Source organism: Caballeronia sp. A2-2 (assembly GCF_057612605.2).
Genome location: NZ_JBVFIR010000005.1, coordinates 259,272 through 276,103, shown reverse-complemented (window position 1 = coordinate 276,103; position 16,832 = coordinate 259,272). Strand labels below are relative to the sequence as shown.

The 16,832-nt window shown below is 60.7% G+C and carries 15 protein-coding genes; 2 read left to right on the top strand and 13 right to left on the bottom strand.

The features are described from left to right. The first annotated feature begins 111 nt into the window (after positions 1–111). A complete protein-coding gene (locus ACZCWR_RS35405; RefSeq protein ID WP_487306928.1) occupies positions 112–1,050 on the top strand; it encodes a LysR family transcriptional regulator in 939 nt (312 codons plus the stop codon). 836 nt (positions 1,051–1,886) lie between these two features. Here the strand turns inward: ACZCWR_RS35405 and ACZCWR_RS35400 are convergent. The 12 genes from ACZCWR_RS35400 to ACZCWR_RS35345 all read right to left on the bottom strand — a co-directional run bounded on the left by ACZCWR_RS35400 (position 1,887) and on the right by ACZCWR_RS35345 (position 13,782). Further along, positions 1,887–3,491 carry an acyl CoA:acetate/3-ketoacid CoA transferase gene (locus ACZCWR_RS35400; protein ID WP_487306927.1) on the bottom strand — a complete coding sequence of 535 codons (1,605 nt, stop codon included), beginning with the start codon at positions 3,489–3,491 and terminating at the stop codon, positions 1,887–1,889. 29 nt (positions 3,492–3,520) lie between these two features. Then, positions 3,521–3,982 carry a MaoC family dehydratase gene (locus ACZCWR_RS35395; protein WP_487306926.1) on the bottom strand — a complete coding sequence of 154 codons (462 nt, stop codon included), beginning with the start codon at positions 3,980–3,982 and terminating at the stop codon, positions 3,521–3,523. 23 nt (positions 3,983–4,005) lie between these two features. Beyond that, a complete protein-coding gene (locus ACZCWR_RS35390) occupies positions 4,006–4,851 on the bottom strand; it encodes a sugar phosphate isomerase/epimerase family protein (protein WP_487306925.1) in 846 nt (281 codons plus the stop codon). A 28-nt stretch (positions 4,852–4,879) separates the two neighbouring features. Then, positions 4,880–5,368: a MaoC/PaaZ C-terminal domain-containing protein gene (locus tag ACZCWR_RS35385; RefSeq protein WP_487306924.1), complete on the bottom strand. Its 489-nt coding sequence runs from the start codon at positions 5,366–5,368 to the stop codon at positions 4,880–4,882. 15 nt (positions 5,369–5,383) lie between these two features. Continuing rightward, on the bottom strand, positions 5,384–6,184 hold the full coding sequence (locus ACZCWR_RS35380) for an IclR family transcriptional regulator (protein WP_487306923.1): 801 nt from the start codon (positions 6,182–6,184) through the stop codon (positions 5,384–5,386). Positions 6,185–6,230: 46 nt separating this feature from the next. Further along, complete coding sequence (locus ACZCWR_RS35375; RefSeq protein ID WP_487306922.1) at positions 6,231–7,043, bottom strand: shikimate dehydrogenase family protein; 813 nt, start codon at positions 7,041–7,043, stop codon at positions 6,231–6,233. Then, positions 7,040–7,876, bottom strand: coding sequence for a fumarylacetoacetate hydrolase family protein (locus ACZCWR_RS35370; protein WP_487306921.1), 837 nt, complete (start codon positions 7,874–7,876; stop codon positions 7,040–7,042). The genes ACZCWR_RS35375 and ACZCWR_RS35370 overlap by 4 nt, the downstream gene beginning before the upstream one ends. Then, positions 7,873–8,562, bottom strand: coding sequence for a hypothetical protein (locus ACZCWR_RS35365; RefSeq protein WP_487306920.1), 690 nt, complete (start codon positions 8,560–8,562; stop codon positions 7,873–7,875). The genes ACZCWR_RS35370 and ACZCWR_RS35365 overlap by 4 nt, the downstream gene beginning before the upstream one ends. Then, positions 8,549–9,871, bottom strand: a complete 1,323-nt coding sequence (locus tag ACZCWR_RS35360; protein WP_487306919.1) for an MFS transporter — start codon at positions 9,869–9,871, stop codon at positions 8,549–8,551. The genes ACZCWR_RS35365 and ACZCWR_RS35360 overlap by 14 nt, the downstream gene beginning before the upstream one ends. A gap of 40 nt (positions 9,872–9,911) precedes the next feature. Further along, positions 9,912–11,519 (bottom strand): acyl CoA:acetate/3-ketoacid CoA transferase, encoded by a 1,608-nt coding sequence (locus ACZCWR_RS35355; RefSeq protein WP_487306918.1) that lies wholly within the window; start codon positions 11,517–11,519, stop codon positions 9,912–9,914. A 163-nt stretch (positions 11,520–11,682) separates the two neighbouring features. Beyond that, positions 11,683–12,834, bottom strand: a complete 1,152-nt coding sequence (locus ACZCWR_RS35350; RefSeq protein WP_487306917.1) for an epoxide hydrolase family protein — start codon at positions 12,832–12,834, stop codon at positions 11,683–11,685. Positions 12,835–12,897: 63 nt separating this feature from the next. Then, positions 12,898–13,782: a LysR family transcriptional regulator gene (locus ACZCWR_RS35345; RefSeq protein ID WP_487306916.1), complete on the bottom strand. Its 885-nt coding sequence runs from the start codon at positions 13,780–13,782 to the stop codon at positions 12,898–12,900. Positions 13,783–13,893: 111 nt separating this feature from the next. Here ACZCWR_RS35345 and ACZCWR_RS35340 point away from each other — a divergent pair, with 111 nt between their 5' ends. Beyond that, a complete protein-coding gene (locus ACZCWR_RS35340; RefSeq protein ID WP_487306915.1) occupies positions 13,894–14,865 on the top strand; it encodes an alcohol dehydrogenase catalytic domain-containing protein in 972 nt (323 codons plus the stop codon). An 809-nt stretch (positions 14,866–15,674) separates the two neighbouring features. On the opposite strand, the gene ACZCWR_RS35335 is transcribed toward ACZCWR_RS35340, so the two are convergent. Continuing rightward, complete coding sequence (locus ACZCWR_RS35335) at positions 15,675–16,805, bottom strand: IS481 family transposase (RefSeq protein WP_487300626.1); 1,131 nt, start codon at positions 16,803–16,805, stop codon at positions 15,675–15,677. Between the last annotated feature and the right edge of the window lie 27 nt (positions 16,806–16,832).

Here is a 16,832-nt window from a genome sequence, read left to right as displayed (position 1 = left end):
CTATGATCGAGCCGCGTCGCCCGAGCCGCGACGTCTGAGCCAGTGTAGGGAGAGAAGCGTGTGGCCAGATAATGAAACCTTCGGATCAGGTGACAAGCTGGAGTTATATCGGTGATAACCAGTATCGATGCGATTCTCAGGAGACTGCGCGGCAATCACATTGCCTTGTTGATCGCGCTGGACGACCACGGCTCGCTGCGCAAGGCGGCGCATCAGGTGTCGTTGTCGCAGCCAGCCACGACCAAATCATTGCGCGAGATCGAGTCCCTGTTCGGCGCGGAGTTGTTCGCGCGCTCGCCGCGCGGCATCGTGCCGAACGAACTCGGACGCTGCGTGATTCGCCATGCGCGCGCGGTGCGTTCGGAGATCGGCGCATTGCGCGATGAACTGGCGGCGCTTCAGCGCGGCGGCGGCGGCACGATCGCCGTCGGCGCGGTCATGGGTTCGGTGCCTGTGTGGCTCACACCGGTGTTGCGGCAGTTGCGCGGCGTTCAGCCGGATATCTCGGTGGAAGTGTGGGAGGACAACAGTGCGCGTTTGCTGTCGATGCTCGATCAGCGTCTGCTCGATCTGGTGATCGGACGGCCGAGCATCAGCGTGCATCCCGAGGCTTACGACTTCATTCCGCTGGAAGTGGAGGAAGTGTGCTTCGTGGTCGATGGCGCGGATGACACCGCTCACAAGACGGGCCTTACCCTCGCGGACCTCGGCGAGAATCCGTGGATCGTTCCGCAGGCCGCGTTGCCGATGCGCTCGCTGCTCGAACAGTTGTTCGACGATGCGCAGGTGCCGTTTCCGCGCTATGCGATCGAGACGTCATCGACGTTTGCGACCTTGTCGTTGTTGCGCGCGGGGGCGGGTACGGTTGGGTTGATGCCGTTGAAGGTGGCGCGGTATTTCGAGGAGCATGGGTTGGTGGCGGTGCTTCCGATACGCATTGATAGGACTGGCGCGGCTTATGGGATTGCCACGAGGCGCGGCGCTACGCTTACGCAGCCGGTGCAAAGGTTTATTGAGTTGTGTGTGGTTAAGAGGGATAGCGGGGTGTGAGGTTCTTGGTGTGTTGTGAAAGGGGCTGCTGGTGTTTGTGCTTTTTATTCAGTAGCCGCCTCCCCGGCGGGGGGGTAACTTTCTTTGCTGCTGCAAAGAAAGTCACCAAAGAAAGCAGCTTTTACCCCTCCGCACGCTGGCTGGAAAGTGTTGGTCTGGATTAACGATGCAGTGGCCGCAATAGGATGTCCTTCGGTTGGTTTTAGCGTGTGGGCAACCTCGCGATTACGCGCTCGAATCCTTTGGTCTTAGTGGACCGCATTCATTCTTTCGGCCATGCGCTGCGCGCGCCGAGAGCTTTAGAACGGAACCCCGCAGCCTATCAGCGCCCAGCCACCTCACACTTCCCCGCAAGATTGCTATCCGGTCCTACCTTGGTTAGTGCTCCGACTAAAGATGACTCGCGTTGGTGTGCGTGCTTTGCCCGGAAGCGCTTACCAAGGTAGGGCCCAATGGGAGAGGTGCGATGTGGTGTGATGTGGCTGGGCGCTGATACGCTGCGGGATTCCGTTCTTAAGTTCTCGGCGCGCGCAGCGCATGGCCGAATGAATGAATGCGGTCCACTAAGCGTTGACTCTTTGAGTGCGAAATCGCAAGGTTGCCTAAGCGGCAAGTTATGCGTGGCAAGTCCTATTGCGGCCACTGCATCGATTAATCCAGACCAACCCTCTCCAGCCATCGTGCATGGGGTAAAAAGCTGCTTTCTTTGGTGACTTTCTTTGCAGCAGCAAAGAAAGTTACCCCCCCGCCGGGGAGGCGGCTACTGCAATAAACACACAACCAAGAGAAGCCCCTTGCACGACACAAACAAACCACCCCCCGCCTAATTTCTAGCGTCACCGCCCCGCCCACCACTCCGCCACCCGCGCCGAGCGATACCGCCTACCCCGCGCCTTGATTTCGTCCCGAAGCCCAATCGGCCGCAGATCGAACAAACGCGCGTCCATCGTCTTTAGATCGGAGGAAACCTGCGGACGAAACGCCATCTGCCCAATCACATCACGCTCGAGATCCAAACCCGGCGCAATCTCGATCAATTCCAGCCCGTTATCACCCAGCCGAAACACCGCACGTTCCGTGATGTAAAGCGCCGTCTGCCCACGCTCCCGTGCAAACGCCGCGCTATAACAAACCTGCTCAATCGATTCGACAAACTTCCGATGCTTACCCTCCGCACGAATCACAGTCTTCCCGCTTTCCCACGCAACATCCAACCCACCCGCCGTCAGCGTGCCGCTAAACACCACACACTTAGCGTTCTGACTGATATTGATGAACCCACCCACGCCAATGATCTTGTCGCCAAACCGGCTGATATTCACATTCCCATGCGCATCCACTTCGGCGAAAGACAGAAACGCAAGATCGAGCCCGCCGCCATCGTAAAAGTCGAACTGCGAGGGCTGCTCGATCATCGCGGAAAAATTCTGACCGCCACCGGAATCGCGCCCAGTCAGCGGCGCACCACCGATGATGCCTTGCTCGTTCGTGAGCACCACATCGTCCAGCAAGCCTTCCTCTGCGGCGATAGTCGAAAGTCCCGTCGAAACGCCCGCTCCAAGATTGCACACCGCGCCCGGATACAGTTCGAGCGCCGCGCGCCGCACGATCACCTTGCGCGGCCCGAACGGCAACGGACGAATCTCGGACAGCGGCACGCGCAGTTCGCCCGCATAACTCGGGTCGTAGGGCGTGGCATAGGTCTGCGGCTGCTCCGGCACGACCACCACGAAGTCCACCAGAATGCCGGGAATTTTCACTTGCTTGGGCGGCAACGTCTCGCGCCGTGCGAGCCGCTTGACCTGCACGATGACGACGCCACCCGCGCGCCGCGTCGCCTGCGCCATGGCGAGCATCTCGCCGAGCACGGCTTCTTCTTCCATCGTCACGTTGCCGTCTTCGTCGGCGGTCGTGCCGCGCACGAAGGTGACGTTCAGCGGCAAAGGCTTGAAACGCAAATACTCTTCGCCGTCGAGCGTGAGCACTTCGACAAACTCGGGCGGCGTGCAAGGGCTTTGCCGCGCGCCCTGCTGACGCGGATCGACAAACGTATGCAGCCCGGTCTTCGTGATAAGCCCCGGACGCCCCGCCGCCATGTCGCGCATGAGTTGCGACATCACGCCTTGAGGCAGCGTGTAGGCCTCGATTTCGTCGGCAGCGGCCATCGAGACGAGGCCCGGTGAATCGACCAACGCGCTCGTGATCGCGCGGCGCAGCAGGCCTTTATGCGCGAGATGGCTCGCACCGAGCGCGGCCCGGTCGCCCACGCCGACGATGCTCATCGACGTGATGCCGCGTGGCGTGCCCTGTTCCAGAAAACGTGTTTCGAGCGCGGCGAGCAATGCATCCGGCACGGCATGGCCGCCGCCCGAACCGCTGATGAGAACCGTATCGCCGTCGCGTACGAACGTGGCCGCTTCGGATGCCGAAATGATCTGCATGATGTCGTCTTCGCGTTAAAAGAGGGACTTCAGACCGTCTTGAGCTTCTTGGCCCAGCGCATCACATGCTCGCCCACCGCGACCAACTCACCGCGCTGATTGAACACCTCATTCTTCGCAATGCTACGGCCTTTCTCCTTATCCACTGTGATGACTTCATACACCACCGTGATGGTATCGCCCAGACTCACCGGCTTGAGAAAGCGCAGCTTGTCGTAGCCTGACGATACCGGGAAGTCGCTCAGATTGTCCCGGTGAATCACATGCTCGATGGAAAGCGTCGATGCCGTGGACATATAACCCACCATCAACGCGCCATGCGCAATGCGTCCGCCGAGATTCGATTTTTCGCGCGCGTATTGCTCGTTGACATGCGTCGGACTGAAGTCACCCGTGATGCCTGCAAACAGCATGACATCCGTTTCCGACACGGTCTTGCCGAAGGTATAGCGCTGACCGACTTCCACGAAGTCGAGGCCCGATTGCTCCATCTCTTGTCTCCTGTTTATAAGATTCAGACTGCGGTCCGATAGCGCGCCATGCAGGTATCGAGCACCTCATCGCCATCGCGTTGCCACCAGTCGGCGCTCGAAAAAATCTCCACTTCCGTGTAGCCATTAAAGCCCGTTGCTTCGATCAAACCGCGCAGACGCGCAATGTCGATGACACCATCGCCCATCATGCCGCGATCGTTGAGCATGTCGCGCGTGGGCACGAGCCAGTCGCACACGTGGAACGCGAGAATGCGTTCGCGTCCCGCGCGGGCAATCTGCGCGTCGAGTTTCGGGTCCCACCACACGTGATAGCAATCCACCGCGACGCCGAGCGCGCCGCTGCGAGCGGGATCGAGTTCGTCGCACAGATCGAGCGCTTGCTCCAGCGTGTTGATGCACGCGCGGTCAGCCGCATACATGGGATGCAGCGGTTCGATGGCGAGCGGCATGTTCAACGTCTTCGCGTAATCGAGCAAGCTCGCGATGCCATCGCGAACCTGCTCACGCGCACCGACAAGATCGCGACTCGATGGCGGCAACCCGCCCGCGACGATCACGACGCCAGGCGCATTCAGTTCGCGTGCGAAGTCGAGCACGCGCCGGTTGTGCTCGCTCAACGCAGCACGCTCCGTCTCGCTCGAAACGGGAAACAACCCGGCACGGCAGTATCCGCATAACGCGACATCCCAATCGCGCAGCAGTTGCCGTGTGCGTGCAAGACCCGTTCGTTCCACATCGTCATGCCACGGGGCAATCGCACGAATGCCGCGCCGTCCGCACGCCTCGATGATGCGCTCAAGCGGCCATTGTCTGAGCGTCGCGGTATTGATCGCCAAAAACTCCGGATGCTTCGACAGATCGCGCATGCGTGGTCCTTTTAGTTCGGGTTGCGATTTATTCGACGGACGCGGGCATCATCATTTGCGTTTCGCCTTCCTGCACGGTTTCGCCGCGCTGGTTGAGCACCTTGAGCCGCATCGTGACGATGCCGCGATCCTCGCGCTTCTTCGTGAGCCGCTTGGCGAGCACTTCGATATCGACATGAATACGGTCGCCGATCATGAGCGGCGCGCGAAACGACCAGTTCCAGCCGAGCGTCGCGATGCCTTTGAGCAGGACCGGGCACCGCGTCTTCAGGCCATCCGCGAGCGACAGGCCGAGCAGACCGTGTGCAATGCGTTGCGGAAAGCCCGCTTCCTGCGCGGCCATGTCATCCACATGAATGTCGTAGTGATCGCCCGATACGCCCGCGAAGTTGACCACGTGCGTCTCCGTCACCGTGACGCCTGCGGTCAGGTAGTAATCGCCGACTCCGATATCGTTCAGTCCGTACAGGCCCGGTTTGAGCAAACGGCGTTCGACTGCGGATTCCGTTTCAGCCATTTCGTGTCTCCTTTTTCAAGTCGCGCGACTCAGCGCGGAAGCGGGCGGCATCGCGAAAGCGCGTGCGTTCACTTCCGACAGCGATGCAGCCGCGCGCATCAACAACGGTGCAAGTTCCTGCATGCGCTTGGTCGTCATGCGAAACGATGGCCCCGCAATCGTCAGCACGCCGAGCGGCTCCTGCTTTTCGCCCTTGATGAGCGCGGCCATCGCTGCGGTGTTGACTTCGAAGCTGTTGCTCACCATCGCCCAACCCGCGTTGCGGGCGCGTCGTACCTGCTTGAACACTTCTTCGAGCGTGCGCGGTGCATTCGCGCCGTATTCATCGACGTGGGCGAAGCCTGCCTTGGTCACGCGGCGCGTGACTTCATCGTCCGGCATGGTGCCGAGCCACACGATGCCCGACGCCGTGCAGAAGATCGGCGCTTCCAGCCCGCTGTCCGGGTCGTAGCGCAAACCCGCGCGCGTGCCGAGCGATTTCGACACCCACACGAGGCGCTCGTTATCGATCAGACCGAGGCGCGACAACTCGCCGGACACGCTTGCGAGTTCGTCCATCAGCGGCCGCGCGAGATCGATGAGATCGTTCTTCGACACGAACCGGATGCCGAGCGACACCGCCTTGAGCGACAGGCAGTACTGTCCCATTTCGCGGGTCTGATACACATAGCCCATGTCGATGAGCGTCGTGAGCAGCCGATGCGTGGCGCTATGGGGAATATCGAGCGTCTCGGAAAGACGGCTCAGTTGCATGCCGTTGCGATCCGACGATAGCAATTCGAGGATGGCCATGCCACGTTCCAGTGCGACGCTCATACGTGTTACCTGTTGAAGATGAGTTGATTGACCAGGCGCGAACGCTTCACACCCGATGCCCGAAAAATTCCAAGATTGCGCGGGCCTGACCTTCGATCATGCGCTTGCCGCCAATCGTCACGATGCCGCGCGTTTGAGCCTCGCGCATGAGCGGCGTGACGTCAGGCTTCGGCACGATATCGAACAGCACGTGCGATGCACCCATGCCCGCGAGTTCGAGCGGCAGCGGATCGTCGGGGCGCATGCCGAGCGGCGTCGCGTGGATAACGATATCGTGGCCGTCGAAAGCGGCGGGCGCTATCGTGCAGCGGCAATCGGGCGCTATGTCGCGCACGGCTTGCGCGACTTCCTGCGCACGTGCGTGATCGATGTCGCTTAACGCGAGTTCGCGCACGCCGTGCTGCGCCAGCGCAATGGCAATCGCGCGGCCCGCGCCGCCGGTGCCGACCAGCAACACGCGCTTCGACTTCGGCGCGTGGCCGTGGTCCTTCAGCGCGCGCACCAAACCCGCGCCGTCGAACATATCGCCTTCCCATGTGCCTTCCTTCGAACGGCGCATGGCGTTGACTGCGCCTGCTGCGCGCGCGCCCGGCAGCATGTGATCGACCAGCGCCGTTGCATCGACCTTGAACGGCACGGTCAGCACGATGCCTTGCAAGTTCTCGATCGACATCAGGGAGCGCATGGTCTCGGCGAAACGCGCACGCGGCACGTGCAACGGCACCAGCAAAGCATCGATGCCCGCCTGCGCGAACAACGCGTTGATGACCTGCGGCGAGCGCACTTGCGCCACCGGATCGCCGACTATTGCATAGAGCGCGGTGGCACCCGACACCGGAATCGAATCGATCTCGCTCATGCGACACGCTGCGTCTGCACGCCCAGACCTTCGACCGAAAGCCGCACCGAATCCCCGTGCTTCAGATAGCGCTCCGGCTTCATGCCGAGCCCGACGCCAGGCGGCGTGCCCGTCGTGATGACATCGCCCGGCAGCAAGATCATGAACTCGCTCAGATACGAAACGATCTTGCTGATCGGGAAAATCATGTCGGATGTGTCGCTGTTCTGCACGCGCTCTCCGTTGACTTCCAGCCAGAGCGGCAAGCGCTGCGGATCGGGGATTTCATCGGCGGTGACGAGATACGGACCGAGCGGACCGAACGACGGCGCGCACTTGCCCTTCATCCACTGACCGCCGCGTTCCAGTTGAAACGCGCGCTCCGATACATCGTTGCACACGCAATAGCCGAACACATACGACAACGCTTCGGCTTCGCTCACGTAATGCGCGCGCTTGCCGATGACGAGCGCCAGTTCCACTTCCCAATCCGTCTTGATCGAACCGCGCGGCAACACGATATCGTCGTCCGGCCCGACGATGCAACTCGGCGCTTTCGCAAACAAGATCGGTTCGGCGGGCAGCGGCGCGTTCGTTTCCTTCGCGTGCTCGACGTAGTTCAGGCCGATCGCAAGAAAATTTCCCGGCGCGCCGATGCACGGACCGAAGCGCGTGCCCTTCGGTACTTCGGGCAGCGTCGTCAAATCCACGCCGGTCAACTTGGCCGCAAGATCCGCTGCAATGTTCGCCGGATCGATATCGCCGATAACGCGCGACAGATCGCGGTGCGTGCCTTTTGCATCGACGATGCCGGGTTTCTCCGCGCCCGCCGGTCCAAATCGAAACAGTTTCATGCGATGTCTCTCTCTTCGTGATTGAGGCTGTATTCCAGCCGATAGGTGCCGCGCAGCAACGCACGCACGCCGGTTTTCATGAGCGCTTCGTCGGACAGTGCTTCACGCGCGAGTGACGCGAGCGTCGCTTCGTCGGCGGCTTCGATCAGCAACACGCCGTCGATCTGCGCATCGGGCTGGCCGCGCAGTTCGAGTTCGCGCGTGGGCTTCGTTTCGCGTTGCACGCCATCGAGCACGTGCGCACCGACCAAAGGCGTGCGCGTTGGCAGGTTCTTTAGCAGCGTCACAAGCTCATCGATGCATTCATCGCGCGCAGCGGGAAAACTCACGCGGATGGTCTGCATCCACGCGCCTTCGCCCTTGCCCTGCGTGTGCGCAACATGGCACATGGTGCGCGACGTGTCGATGAAGGTCGCGACGACCTTGGTGGTCCACGGCGTCGGATTGTCGAGCCGGTCGCGATAGACCGGCGATTCGAGCGCGTCGAGCGTATCCGTTTCGTAGAAGTTGAAGTAGCGCGGGCTGGTCACATTCACTTCGCTCGCCACATAACGGCGGCCGCGCAAAAAGCCGGGCAGGCCGACACGTTCGGGCATGTGCTCCGATACGTGCCACGCGAGGAATTCGGCATCGCCGCCCGGCTGGATGCCATTCCAGAATGCGAGTGCGGCTTTACCAAGCATCACGGCGCATGCCCTCCGTTTGCTGCGCGGGCGCATCGTCCTGCGTGCCCGCTTCTTCGATGGAAACGCCGCGTGTTTCGCGCGTCGCGAGAAAGAGGATCGTCACGCCGACCACATCGCCCAGCAGCGTGTAGAAGAACATGCCGTGCGGCAGCGCGACCTTGAAGTAATCGAGCGAGGCCAACACGATGAATGGCGCGATACCGCCACCGATCACGCCGATGTTGTACATCAGCCCGACGCCGGTCGCGCGCACGTTGGACGGTAAATTCTCCGCAAGAATGGTCGGATAGATGCCCGATGCGCCGACGATCCAGAAGCCGCTCAGGAACGCGAACACGCAGCCGAGCGCGACCGACACCGGCGCGAGATTGACGAGCGCGAGCACGCAGGCGCAGCCGATGGCGAGCATCAATGCAATGGCCTTTCTGCGGCCGATGTGTTCCGCGATAAAGCCCGAGCAGAAGAAGCCGCAGATTTGCCCCACCGCGCCCGCGCTCGTAATCAGGCTCACCGATGATGCCGGCATATGCAGCTCACGCAGATACGTCGCCAGCAAACCCTGCAGCGGCCACGACCCGAACTGAAGCAGAAACTGCACGAGACTCAGCCTGAAGACCAGACCGCGATGCTCGCGAAACAAGGTCATGGCAGGCGAGCCCTGCTTCGAAACCAGCCCTTTCGCGCGCGCCTTGAGCCACACCGGCGACTCCGGCACGAAGCGCCAGATGAACAATCCGACCAGCAGCCCCGGCACGATGCCCGCGAAGAACAGCGGACGCCAGCCGAAGTGCGGATAGATGAGCCCGTATAACGTCGCGGCCAGCACGCTGCCGAAGCCCCAGCCCGTATCCAGAATGCCGATGCCGATGGCGCGATACTTCTCCGGCCAGACTTCCGCGATCATCGTGGAGCCGAGCGTGAGGATCGGCGCCATGCCGAAACCGAGCAGCAGGCGGAACACGAGCACCGCCGCAAAGCTCCACGCCAGCCCCGTGAAGGCCGCGCCTGCGGTGAACCATGCGAGCGCGATCAGCATCGGTATCTTGCGTCCGATACGATCGCTCAGGTTCCCGAACAACATGCCGCCCAGCCAGCGCACGCCGAACGTCGCGAGAATCAGCAACGACGCCGTGTGCAGCGTCACATCGAAGGTCTTCGAAATGTCGATCAGCACGAAGGTTATAAGCAGAAAATCCACCGCGTCGAGCGCCCACAGGCACCACGCGCCGATGAGCGTCAACCACTGCGCCCGGTTGATTTCCTGATACCAGCGACGCCTGTTTCCAGACGCCGAAACGGGTTGGTTCACGTGTGTCTCCTTCCTGATTTATTTATGACCCTGGAGCAATTCAGCGACTTTGCTGCACCAGCGCGCGCACTTTCGGATGCACGGGAATCGGCTCTTTTTCGAGTCGTGTTCTGAGACCGAGAGACGCATCCGAGAAGACTTCGGCGGGCATGGTCCTGAGGTCCGCCGCGACTTCGACATCGAAGGGAATGCGGGCGAGCACGTCTTTTTGAAGGTCGATGCCCGGTGCAATCTCGACGAGGCGCAAGCCGTCCTGAGTCAACGAGAACACCGCGCGCTCGGTGACGTACAACACCGTTTGACCGCCCACGCGCGCGTTCTTCGAACTGAACGAAATCTGCTGAAGGCTCTCGACAAACTTCGAGTGACGCCCTTCTTCCACGATCTTCAGTTGCCCGTTCTCCACCGCGACCTTCAGACCGCCCGCGGTGAACGATCCGCCGAAAACCATCTTTCTGGCGTTCTGACTGATGTTGATGAACCCGCCCACGCCAACCAGCCGGTCCGCGAAACGCGTGATGTTGACGTTGCCGGTCCGATCGATCTCGACGCACGACAGAAACGCCACGTCGATGCCGCCGCCATCGTAGAAATCGAACTGATACGGCTGATCGACGATGGCCGCGTAATTGCGCGCGGCGCCTGCATCGAGTCCGTTGGCGGGCGCGCCGCCGATCAAGCCTTGTTCGTTGGTGAGCGTCACGAGATCGAGCACGTCTTCGCGCGCCGCCACGAGGCCGATTCCCGTGCAGACGCCCGAGCCGATATTGCAGACCGCGCCGCGCGTGAGTTCGAGCGCCGCACGGCGCGCGATCACGCCGCGTTCGTCGAGCGGCAAGGCGGGGAACGTAGCGAGCGGCGTCTTCATTTCGCCCGCGAAGGACGGGTCGTAGAAGGTCTGATAGGTCTGCATCTGCTGCGGCTCGACCACCACGAAATCGACGAGATTGCCGGGAATCTTGACGGTCTTGGCCGGCAAGGTGCCGCGCCGTGCAAGACGCTTGACCTGCACGATCACCACGCCGCCGCAGCGCCGCACGGCCTGCGCCATCGAGAGCATTTCGCCGAAGATGGCTTCGTGTTCCAGCGAGATGTTGCCGTCTTCATCGGCGGTGGTGCCGCGCAATAACGCGACATCGGCCTTGAACGACTTGTAGAACAGCCATTCGCGGCCATCGCGCTCGACTAGTTCAACAAGATCTTCTGTCGCAAGCGTGCTTTGCTTGCCGCCTTGATGTCGCGGATCGACGAACGTGTTCAGCCCGACGTGCGTGGTGAGTCCCGGCCGCCCGCCCGCTATTTCGCGGATGAGCTGCGACAGCACGCCCTGCGGCAACGTGTAAGCCTCGATGAGATTCGCCAACGCCAGTTTGGCGATGGGCGGCGCATCCACGACCGTGCCGCAGACCACGCGTTTAAGCAGCCCTTCGTGTGCGAAATGGCTTGCGCCGAGTTCATCGCCACGATTGCCCAGCCCGACCGGATGGACCGCCGTGATCTTGCGCGGCGCGCCCTCTTCTTTGAATCGCGCTTCGATGGCGGCGAGCAACGATTCCGGCACCGCCATGCCGGAGCCGGAGCCCGTAATGAGCACCGTGTCGCCATCGCCGATCAATTGCGCGGCCTGCCGCGCTGTTCCCAGTTGCATGAGCCTTGTCTCCGTCTGATCTTTTATGTTTTGGAAAATCTTTCCAGAAAGTGTTTTCAGATTACTCGGGATGCGCGTTGTCGTCAACGGCAAAGGGGCATCGCGCGCGGCGGGTCAGCCGCGCGCGAATCTAAGAGGTGAAATGGGATTTGACGTTCAGCGTCTAGTCACGACGCAGCGGACGAAAGAACGCCCGGATATCTTCGACCAACAATTCCGGTTGTTCCAAAGCCGCGAAGTGGCCGCCGCGCGGCATCGCATTCCAGCTTTGCACGTTGTAGACGCGTTCGACCCACGAGCGCGGCGGCATCGGCAATTCGTGGGGAAATACCGCGACACCGAGCGGCGTCGTGACTTGTTCGGATGGACCGAAGGTGAGCGGACGCAACCGGTTCTCCTTGTAGATTCGGAACGATGCATCGAGCATATGGCCGAACCAGTAGATGGAGATATCGGTGAGCAGTTGGTCCATCGTGAAGACGCGTTCGACATCGCCGCCGCAATCGCTCCATGCGCGAAATTTTTCTGCGATCCATGCGGCGAGACCGATGGGGGAATCGGTCATCGCGTACGACAAGGTTTGTGGCTTGGTGCTTTGCAGTGCCGCGTAAGCGCCTTCTGCGCTCGACCACGCACCAACAGTGTCGAGATAGGCTTGTTCTTCATCGCTTATCGAATCGGTGTCTAAGTTCGGTCTGAAGCTGCCGGGAATGTAATTCACATGCGCGCCGATGATCCGCTCGGGAAACCGCCGCGCAAGCCACATCGACGTGGTTGAACCAATATCGCCGCCTTGCGCGCCGAAGCGTTCGTAGCCCAGCCCGTTCATCAGTTCGAGCCACAGTGCCGAGACGCCATGCGCGCCTAATCCGGCACGCGTCGGCGCTGCGGAGAAACCGAAGCCGGGCAGCGAAGGCACGACGACGTGAAACGCATCCGCCGCATCGCCGCCATGCGATGCCGGGTCCGTCAGCAGCGGAAGCACACGTTCCATTTCGATGAACGAGCCCGGCCATCCGTGAGTCAGCACGAGCGGCATCGGCGCGGGTCCGGTTCCTTTCTGATGGATGAAATGAATGTCGCATCCATCGATCGTCGCCTTGAATTGCGGCATGCGATTGAGCCGCGCTTCGTGCTCGCGCCAATCGAAGTCGTTCAGCCAATAGTCCCGTAATCGGCGGATGAAGCCGAGGTTCGCGCCATCGTCCCATGTGTCTTGATCGAACGCCGCGGGAAAACGCGTGTTACGCAGACGCAGCTTCAGGTCGTCGAGATCGTCCACGGGAATATTTATTTCGAACGGCTGAAGATTCATGATTGCGCCTCCGGTTAGCGTGAAATTTATCACTCTGCGCGAACGGGCGTTGTCACTGAACATTTACGATGCGAACGCCGTGTGCAAATAATCCATGAGCAACTTGACGCGTACCGGCACACGCTTGCTCGCTGGATGAACAAGGTAAGTCGGCACGGATTCACGCTGAAACTTAGGCAATAGCATCTGCACTTCGCCGTTGGCGATCTCCGGTGCGACCACCCAAACCGGCACCTGTGCGATGCCGAGTCCGCACAGAATGGCTGCGCGAATCTGTTCGGCGTCGCCTGTCATGAACGGACCGCGCGGCAAGTAGGCAATCGAATCGCTGCCCTTGCCGAACATCCACGGACGGCGTTCGCGTCCATGTGCGAAGACCACGCAGTCGTGTGCATCGAGGTCTTCGATCTTCGATGGCATCGCGTGCGTCGCGAGATAAGCGCGACTTGCGACCAGCACGAACGGCGAGTCGCACAGCTTGCGCGCGATCATCGACGAATCCTGCATGCGGCCGTGACGAATCGCGAGATCGATTCCATCGCCGATCAGATCGACCTGACGCTCGGACACGGACATCTGAATTTCGACGTCTGGATAGCGCTGGAAAAACTCGGGTAGTAATGGCGTGATGCACAAGCGGCCATGCGCGGGCGACGTGCTCAGACGAATCAAACCGCGCGGCGATTGCTGCCGGTCGCCGACCGACGACTCGGCGATATCGAAATCATCCAGCAAGGTTTTCGCGGATGCGTAGAACGCTTGACCCGCTTCCGTCACGCTGACTTGCCGCGACGTGCGCGTGAGCAGTTGCGCGCCGAGATAGCGTTCGAGCGCATGAATTTGCTTGCTGACGGCGGGCTGGCCCATGCCTTCGGCGCGCGCCACCGCCGTGAAGCTGCCGCTTTCGACCAGCCGGACAAAGAGCCGCATTGCGTCGAGTCGGTCCATGCTTTTCCCTTCGATCGATTCTTGGATGGAATCAATGGTATGCCGCGTGCGAGCGTTTTCGCAATGGATCGGAATGGTTAAGGTTGAACCTTCCATCCACGGAGCAAGACCATGAAAGCGATTTGCGTAACCGCCACGCGCGATCTGGAAGTGCGCGAAGTGCCCACGCCGACCGATGCGGCTGCGGGCCATGTGTTGATCGAAATGGCGGGATCTGCGATCAATCACGGCGACAAGACGTTCCTCAAACGGCCTGCATCGGTGGGCGCGGCGCTGCCACCGGTTCGATACGATGTGTGGGGTGCATCGGGTGCAGGAACGGTCGTGGCGATTGGGGAAGGCGTGCCGTCGAAGTATCTTGGGAGGAAGGTGGCCGTGTACCGTTCGCTTGGGCGCAGCGAGGAAAGCGTCGGGCTATGGTCGGAGTTTGCTCAGATGCCTTATACCAACTGCCTGATCTTGCCGGAGCATGTTTCGGCGCTGGATTACAGCGGTTCGCTGGTGAATGTGATGACGGCTTATGCGTTCATCGAGGAGAGCATCGCGGCGGGGCATCGGGGAATCGTTGTCACGGCGGGGAATTCGGCGACGGGTAACGCGATGGCCGCGCTTGCGCATCGACGTGGCTTGCGCGCGATCATTCTCGTTCGCACGGAAGCAGCGCGGGGTGCGTTGCACGCCGCAGGTATCGAGCATGTGATCGTGAGTGGCGAAGGATTTGCCGAACTCGGTGGCACAGCAGTATTCGATGGCGTCGGCGGGCAGTTGCTCAGCGAAGTGGCAAACGCGTTGCCAGTCAACTCTACGATCCGTTGCTATGGCTTTCTGGATGCAGCATCGCCGCTGTCGATTCCGACTTCATTGATCATGATGAAGAATCTTGTCATTCGGCGCTTTAGTAACTTCGAAAGCGCGACCGTCAGGGATAAGGCGAAACTTGATGCGGCGTTGAACGCGCTTGAACCGATCATTGATGATCCGTTGTTCAGGACGCGTATCGGTGAGGCATTTGGCTATGAGCATATTGATGCGGCGATGGATTATGAAGGGTTTAACGGCGCGAAGGCTGTTTTAAGCGCTTGAACGAACCGTTCAGGTGTTGCATTTGTTTTGTTGTGTTGGCTTGCAAGGGGCTTCTCTTGTTTGTGTCTTTATTGCAGTAGCCGCCTCCCCGGCGGGGGGGTAACTTTCTTTGCTGCTGCAAAGAAAGTCACCAAAGAAAGCAGCTTTTTACCCCATGCACGCTGGCTGGATAGTGTTGGTCTGGATTAACCGATGCAGTGGCCGCAATAGGACTTTCCACGCATAACTTGCCGCTCAGGCAACCTTGCGATTGCGCGCTCGAATCCTTGAGTCTCAGTGGACCGCATTCATTCATTCGGCCATGCGCTTCGCGCGCCGAGGACGTAAGAACGGAATCCCGCAGCGTATGAGTGCCCAGTCACATCACACCGCATCGCACCTCTCCCATTGGGCCCTACCTCGGTAAGCGCTTCTAGGCAAAGCGCGCACACCAACGCAAGTCGCCTTTAGTCGGAGCACTAACCAAGGTAGGACCGAATAGCAATCTTGCGGGAAAGCGTGAGGTGGCTGGGCGCTTATAGGCTGCGGGGTTCCGTTCTTACGTTCTCGGCGCGCGCAGCGCATGGCCGAAAGCATGAATGCGGTCCACTAAGACTCAAGGATTCGACCGCGAAATCGCCAGGTTGCCCATGTGCTTAAGCAACCGAAGAAAGTCCTATTGCGGCCACTGCATCGTTAATTCAGACCACACTTTCCAGCCAGCGTGCGGAGGGGTAAAAGCTGCTTTCTTTGGTGACTTTCTTTGCAGCAGTGTATAGACCGGAGACATGGTTGACAGATGTACGAGGACATCGTTGACAGTTTTATGGTCAGGCTTTTTCGCTCCTCAGGTCAAGTGTCATGATCCGATGATGGGCAAACCAGACGTCAAATACCCCGTCTTCACCCGGCTTTGCACGAGCCGCAACCGGCAGCCCATAAAGCGCGTTGGATAGCTTGATGCGTCGTCCTTCGAAGTCCACGCGCCCACCCGATCTGACCTTCATCACCACGTCGTCCGGGCTGTACTCGATCTCCGGCAGGACGGAGGGATACGCGCGCGAGCTTGCCCGATAACGGCTCTCGGGGGTGGCCATGCCGATTGCCTCGTGCGGCCGCTCGCAGTTATAGACGATGCGCCAGCGCTCAAACACCGTCTGCACGCGCTCCAGGTTCTCATAGCATCGCCCGTTCAGGACTTCGGCCTTCAGGGTGCGGTGAAACCGTTCCTCCTTGCCATTGGTCTGCGGGTGATAGGGCCGGCTGTAGCTGATGCCGATGTCCAGCCGGATCAGCCACACCGCCAGTTCGGTGAGTTGCCCCGGACTGCTGGGCGAGCCCCACGGCGCACCATTGTCGGTGTTGATGCGCGCAGGCAAGCCATACCGTGCGAACGCCTCGCACAGCCCCGCCTGCACGGCTGCGGTGTCGGTCGGGCCACAGGCACGCAGCAGGATATTGAAGCGCGAATGGTCATCGAGCACGGTCAGCGGACTGCAGCGCTGCTTGTCCAGCGTCTCGAAGTGTCCCTTGAAATCCATCTGCCAGAGCGCGTTGGGCTGCGCGTGCTCAAAGCGCTTCCAGGGCTCGCTCCGCGCCGACTCGGCCGGCAGGATGAGTTGGTGCCGATGCAGGATCGAAGTCACGGTGCTGGGGTGCGGCACCCCTTCAAAGCCCAGATCCTGAAGGCGTCGGCTGATTTTGCGTCCGCCCCAGCACGGATGGGCCAGACGCAGTCGAACCACTTCCTGCTCGATAGCCTCAGAACTCTTCGAAGGACTGCTGGCGGGACGGCGCGAGCGATCGGCCAGCGCCTGTTCGCCCCGCTTGAGCCATTTGTAGCCGGTCTGCCGGCTGATGTTGAAGCGCTCGCACAACTCCGTCATCGTGAGGGTGTGTTGAGTGGCCAAATGAACGAATTCTTGTCGCAGGCTCATCGTGTCTTTTATGTTCCAAGTCATGGTCGGCACCGGGGTTTCAGTACCCGA

What these genes read in the sequence shown, in the direction of transcription:
- ACZCWR_RS35370 (WP_487306921.1), bottom strand. Translation starts at nt 7,876, where the DNA reads ATGAAACTGTTTCGATTTGGACCGGCGGGCGCGGAGAAACCCGGCATC.
- ACZCWR_RS35335 (WP_487300626.1), bottom strand. Translation starts at nt 16,805, where the DNA reads ATGACTTGGAACATAAAAGACACGATGAGCCTGCGACAAGAATTCGTT.
- ACZCWR_RS35350 (WP_487306917.1), bottom strand. Translation starts at nt 12,834, where the DNA reads ATGAATCTTCAGCCGTTCGAAATAAATATTCCCGTGGACGATCTCGAC.
- ACZCWR_RS35380 (WP_487306923.1), bottom strand. Translation starts at nt 6,184, where the DNA reads ATGAGCGTCGCACTGGAACGTGGCATGGCCATCCTCGAATTGCTATCG.
- ACZCWR_RS35395 (WP_487306926.1), bottom strand. Translation starts at nt 3,982, where the DNA reads ATGGAGCAATCGGGCCTCGACTTCGTGGAAGTCGGTCAGCGCTATACC.
- ACZCWR_RS35375 (WP_487306922.1), bottom strand. Translation starts at nt 7,043, where the DNA reads ATGAGCGAGATCGATTCGATTCCGGTGTCGGGTGCCACCGCGCTCTAT.
- ACZCWR_RS35340 (WP_487306915.1), top strand. Translation starts at nt 13,894, where the DNA reads ATGAAAGCGATTTGCGTAACCGCCACGCGCGATCTGGAAGTGCGCGAA.
- ACZCWR_RS35400 (WP_487306927.1), bottom strand. Translation starts at nt 3,491, where the DNA reads ATGCAGATCATTTCGGCATCCGAAGCGGCCACGTTCGTACGCGACGGC.
- ACZCWR_RS35355 (WP_487306918.1), bottom strand. Translation starts at nt 11,519, where the DNA reads ATGCAACTGGGAACAGCGCGGCAGGCCGCGCAATTGATCGGCGATGGC.
- ACZCWR_RS35390 (WP_487306925.1), bottom strand. Translation starts at nt 4,851, where the DNA reads ATGCGCGATCTGTCGAAGCATCCGGAGTTTTTGGCGATCAATACCGCG.
- ACZCWR_RS35345 (WP_487306916.1), bottom strand. Translation starts at nt 13,782, where the DNA reads ATGGACCGACTCGACGCAATGCGGCTCTTTGTCCGGCTGGTCGAAAGC.
- ACZCWR_RS35385 (WP_487306924.1), bottom strand. Translation starts at nt 5,368, where the DNA reads ATGGCTGAAACGGAATCCGCAGTCGAACGCCGTTTGCTCAAACCGGGC.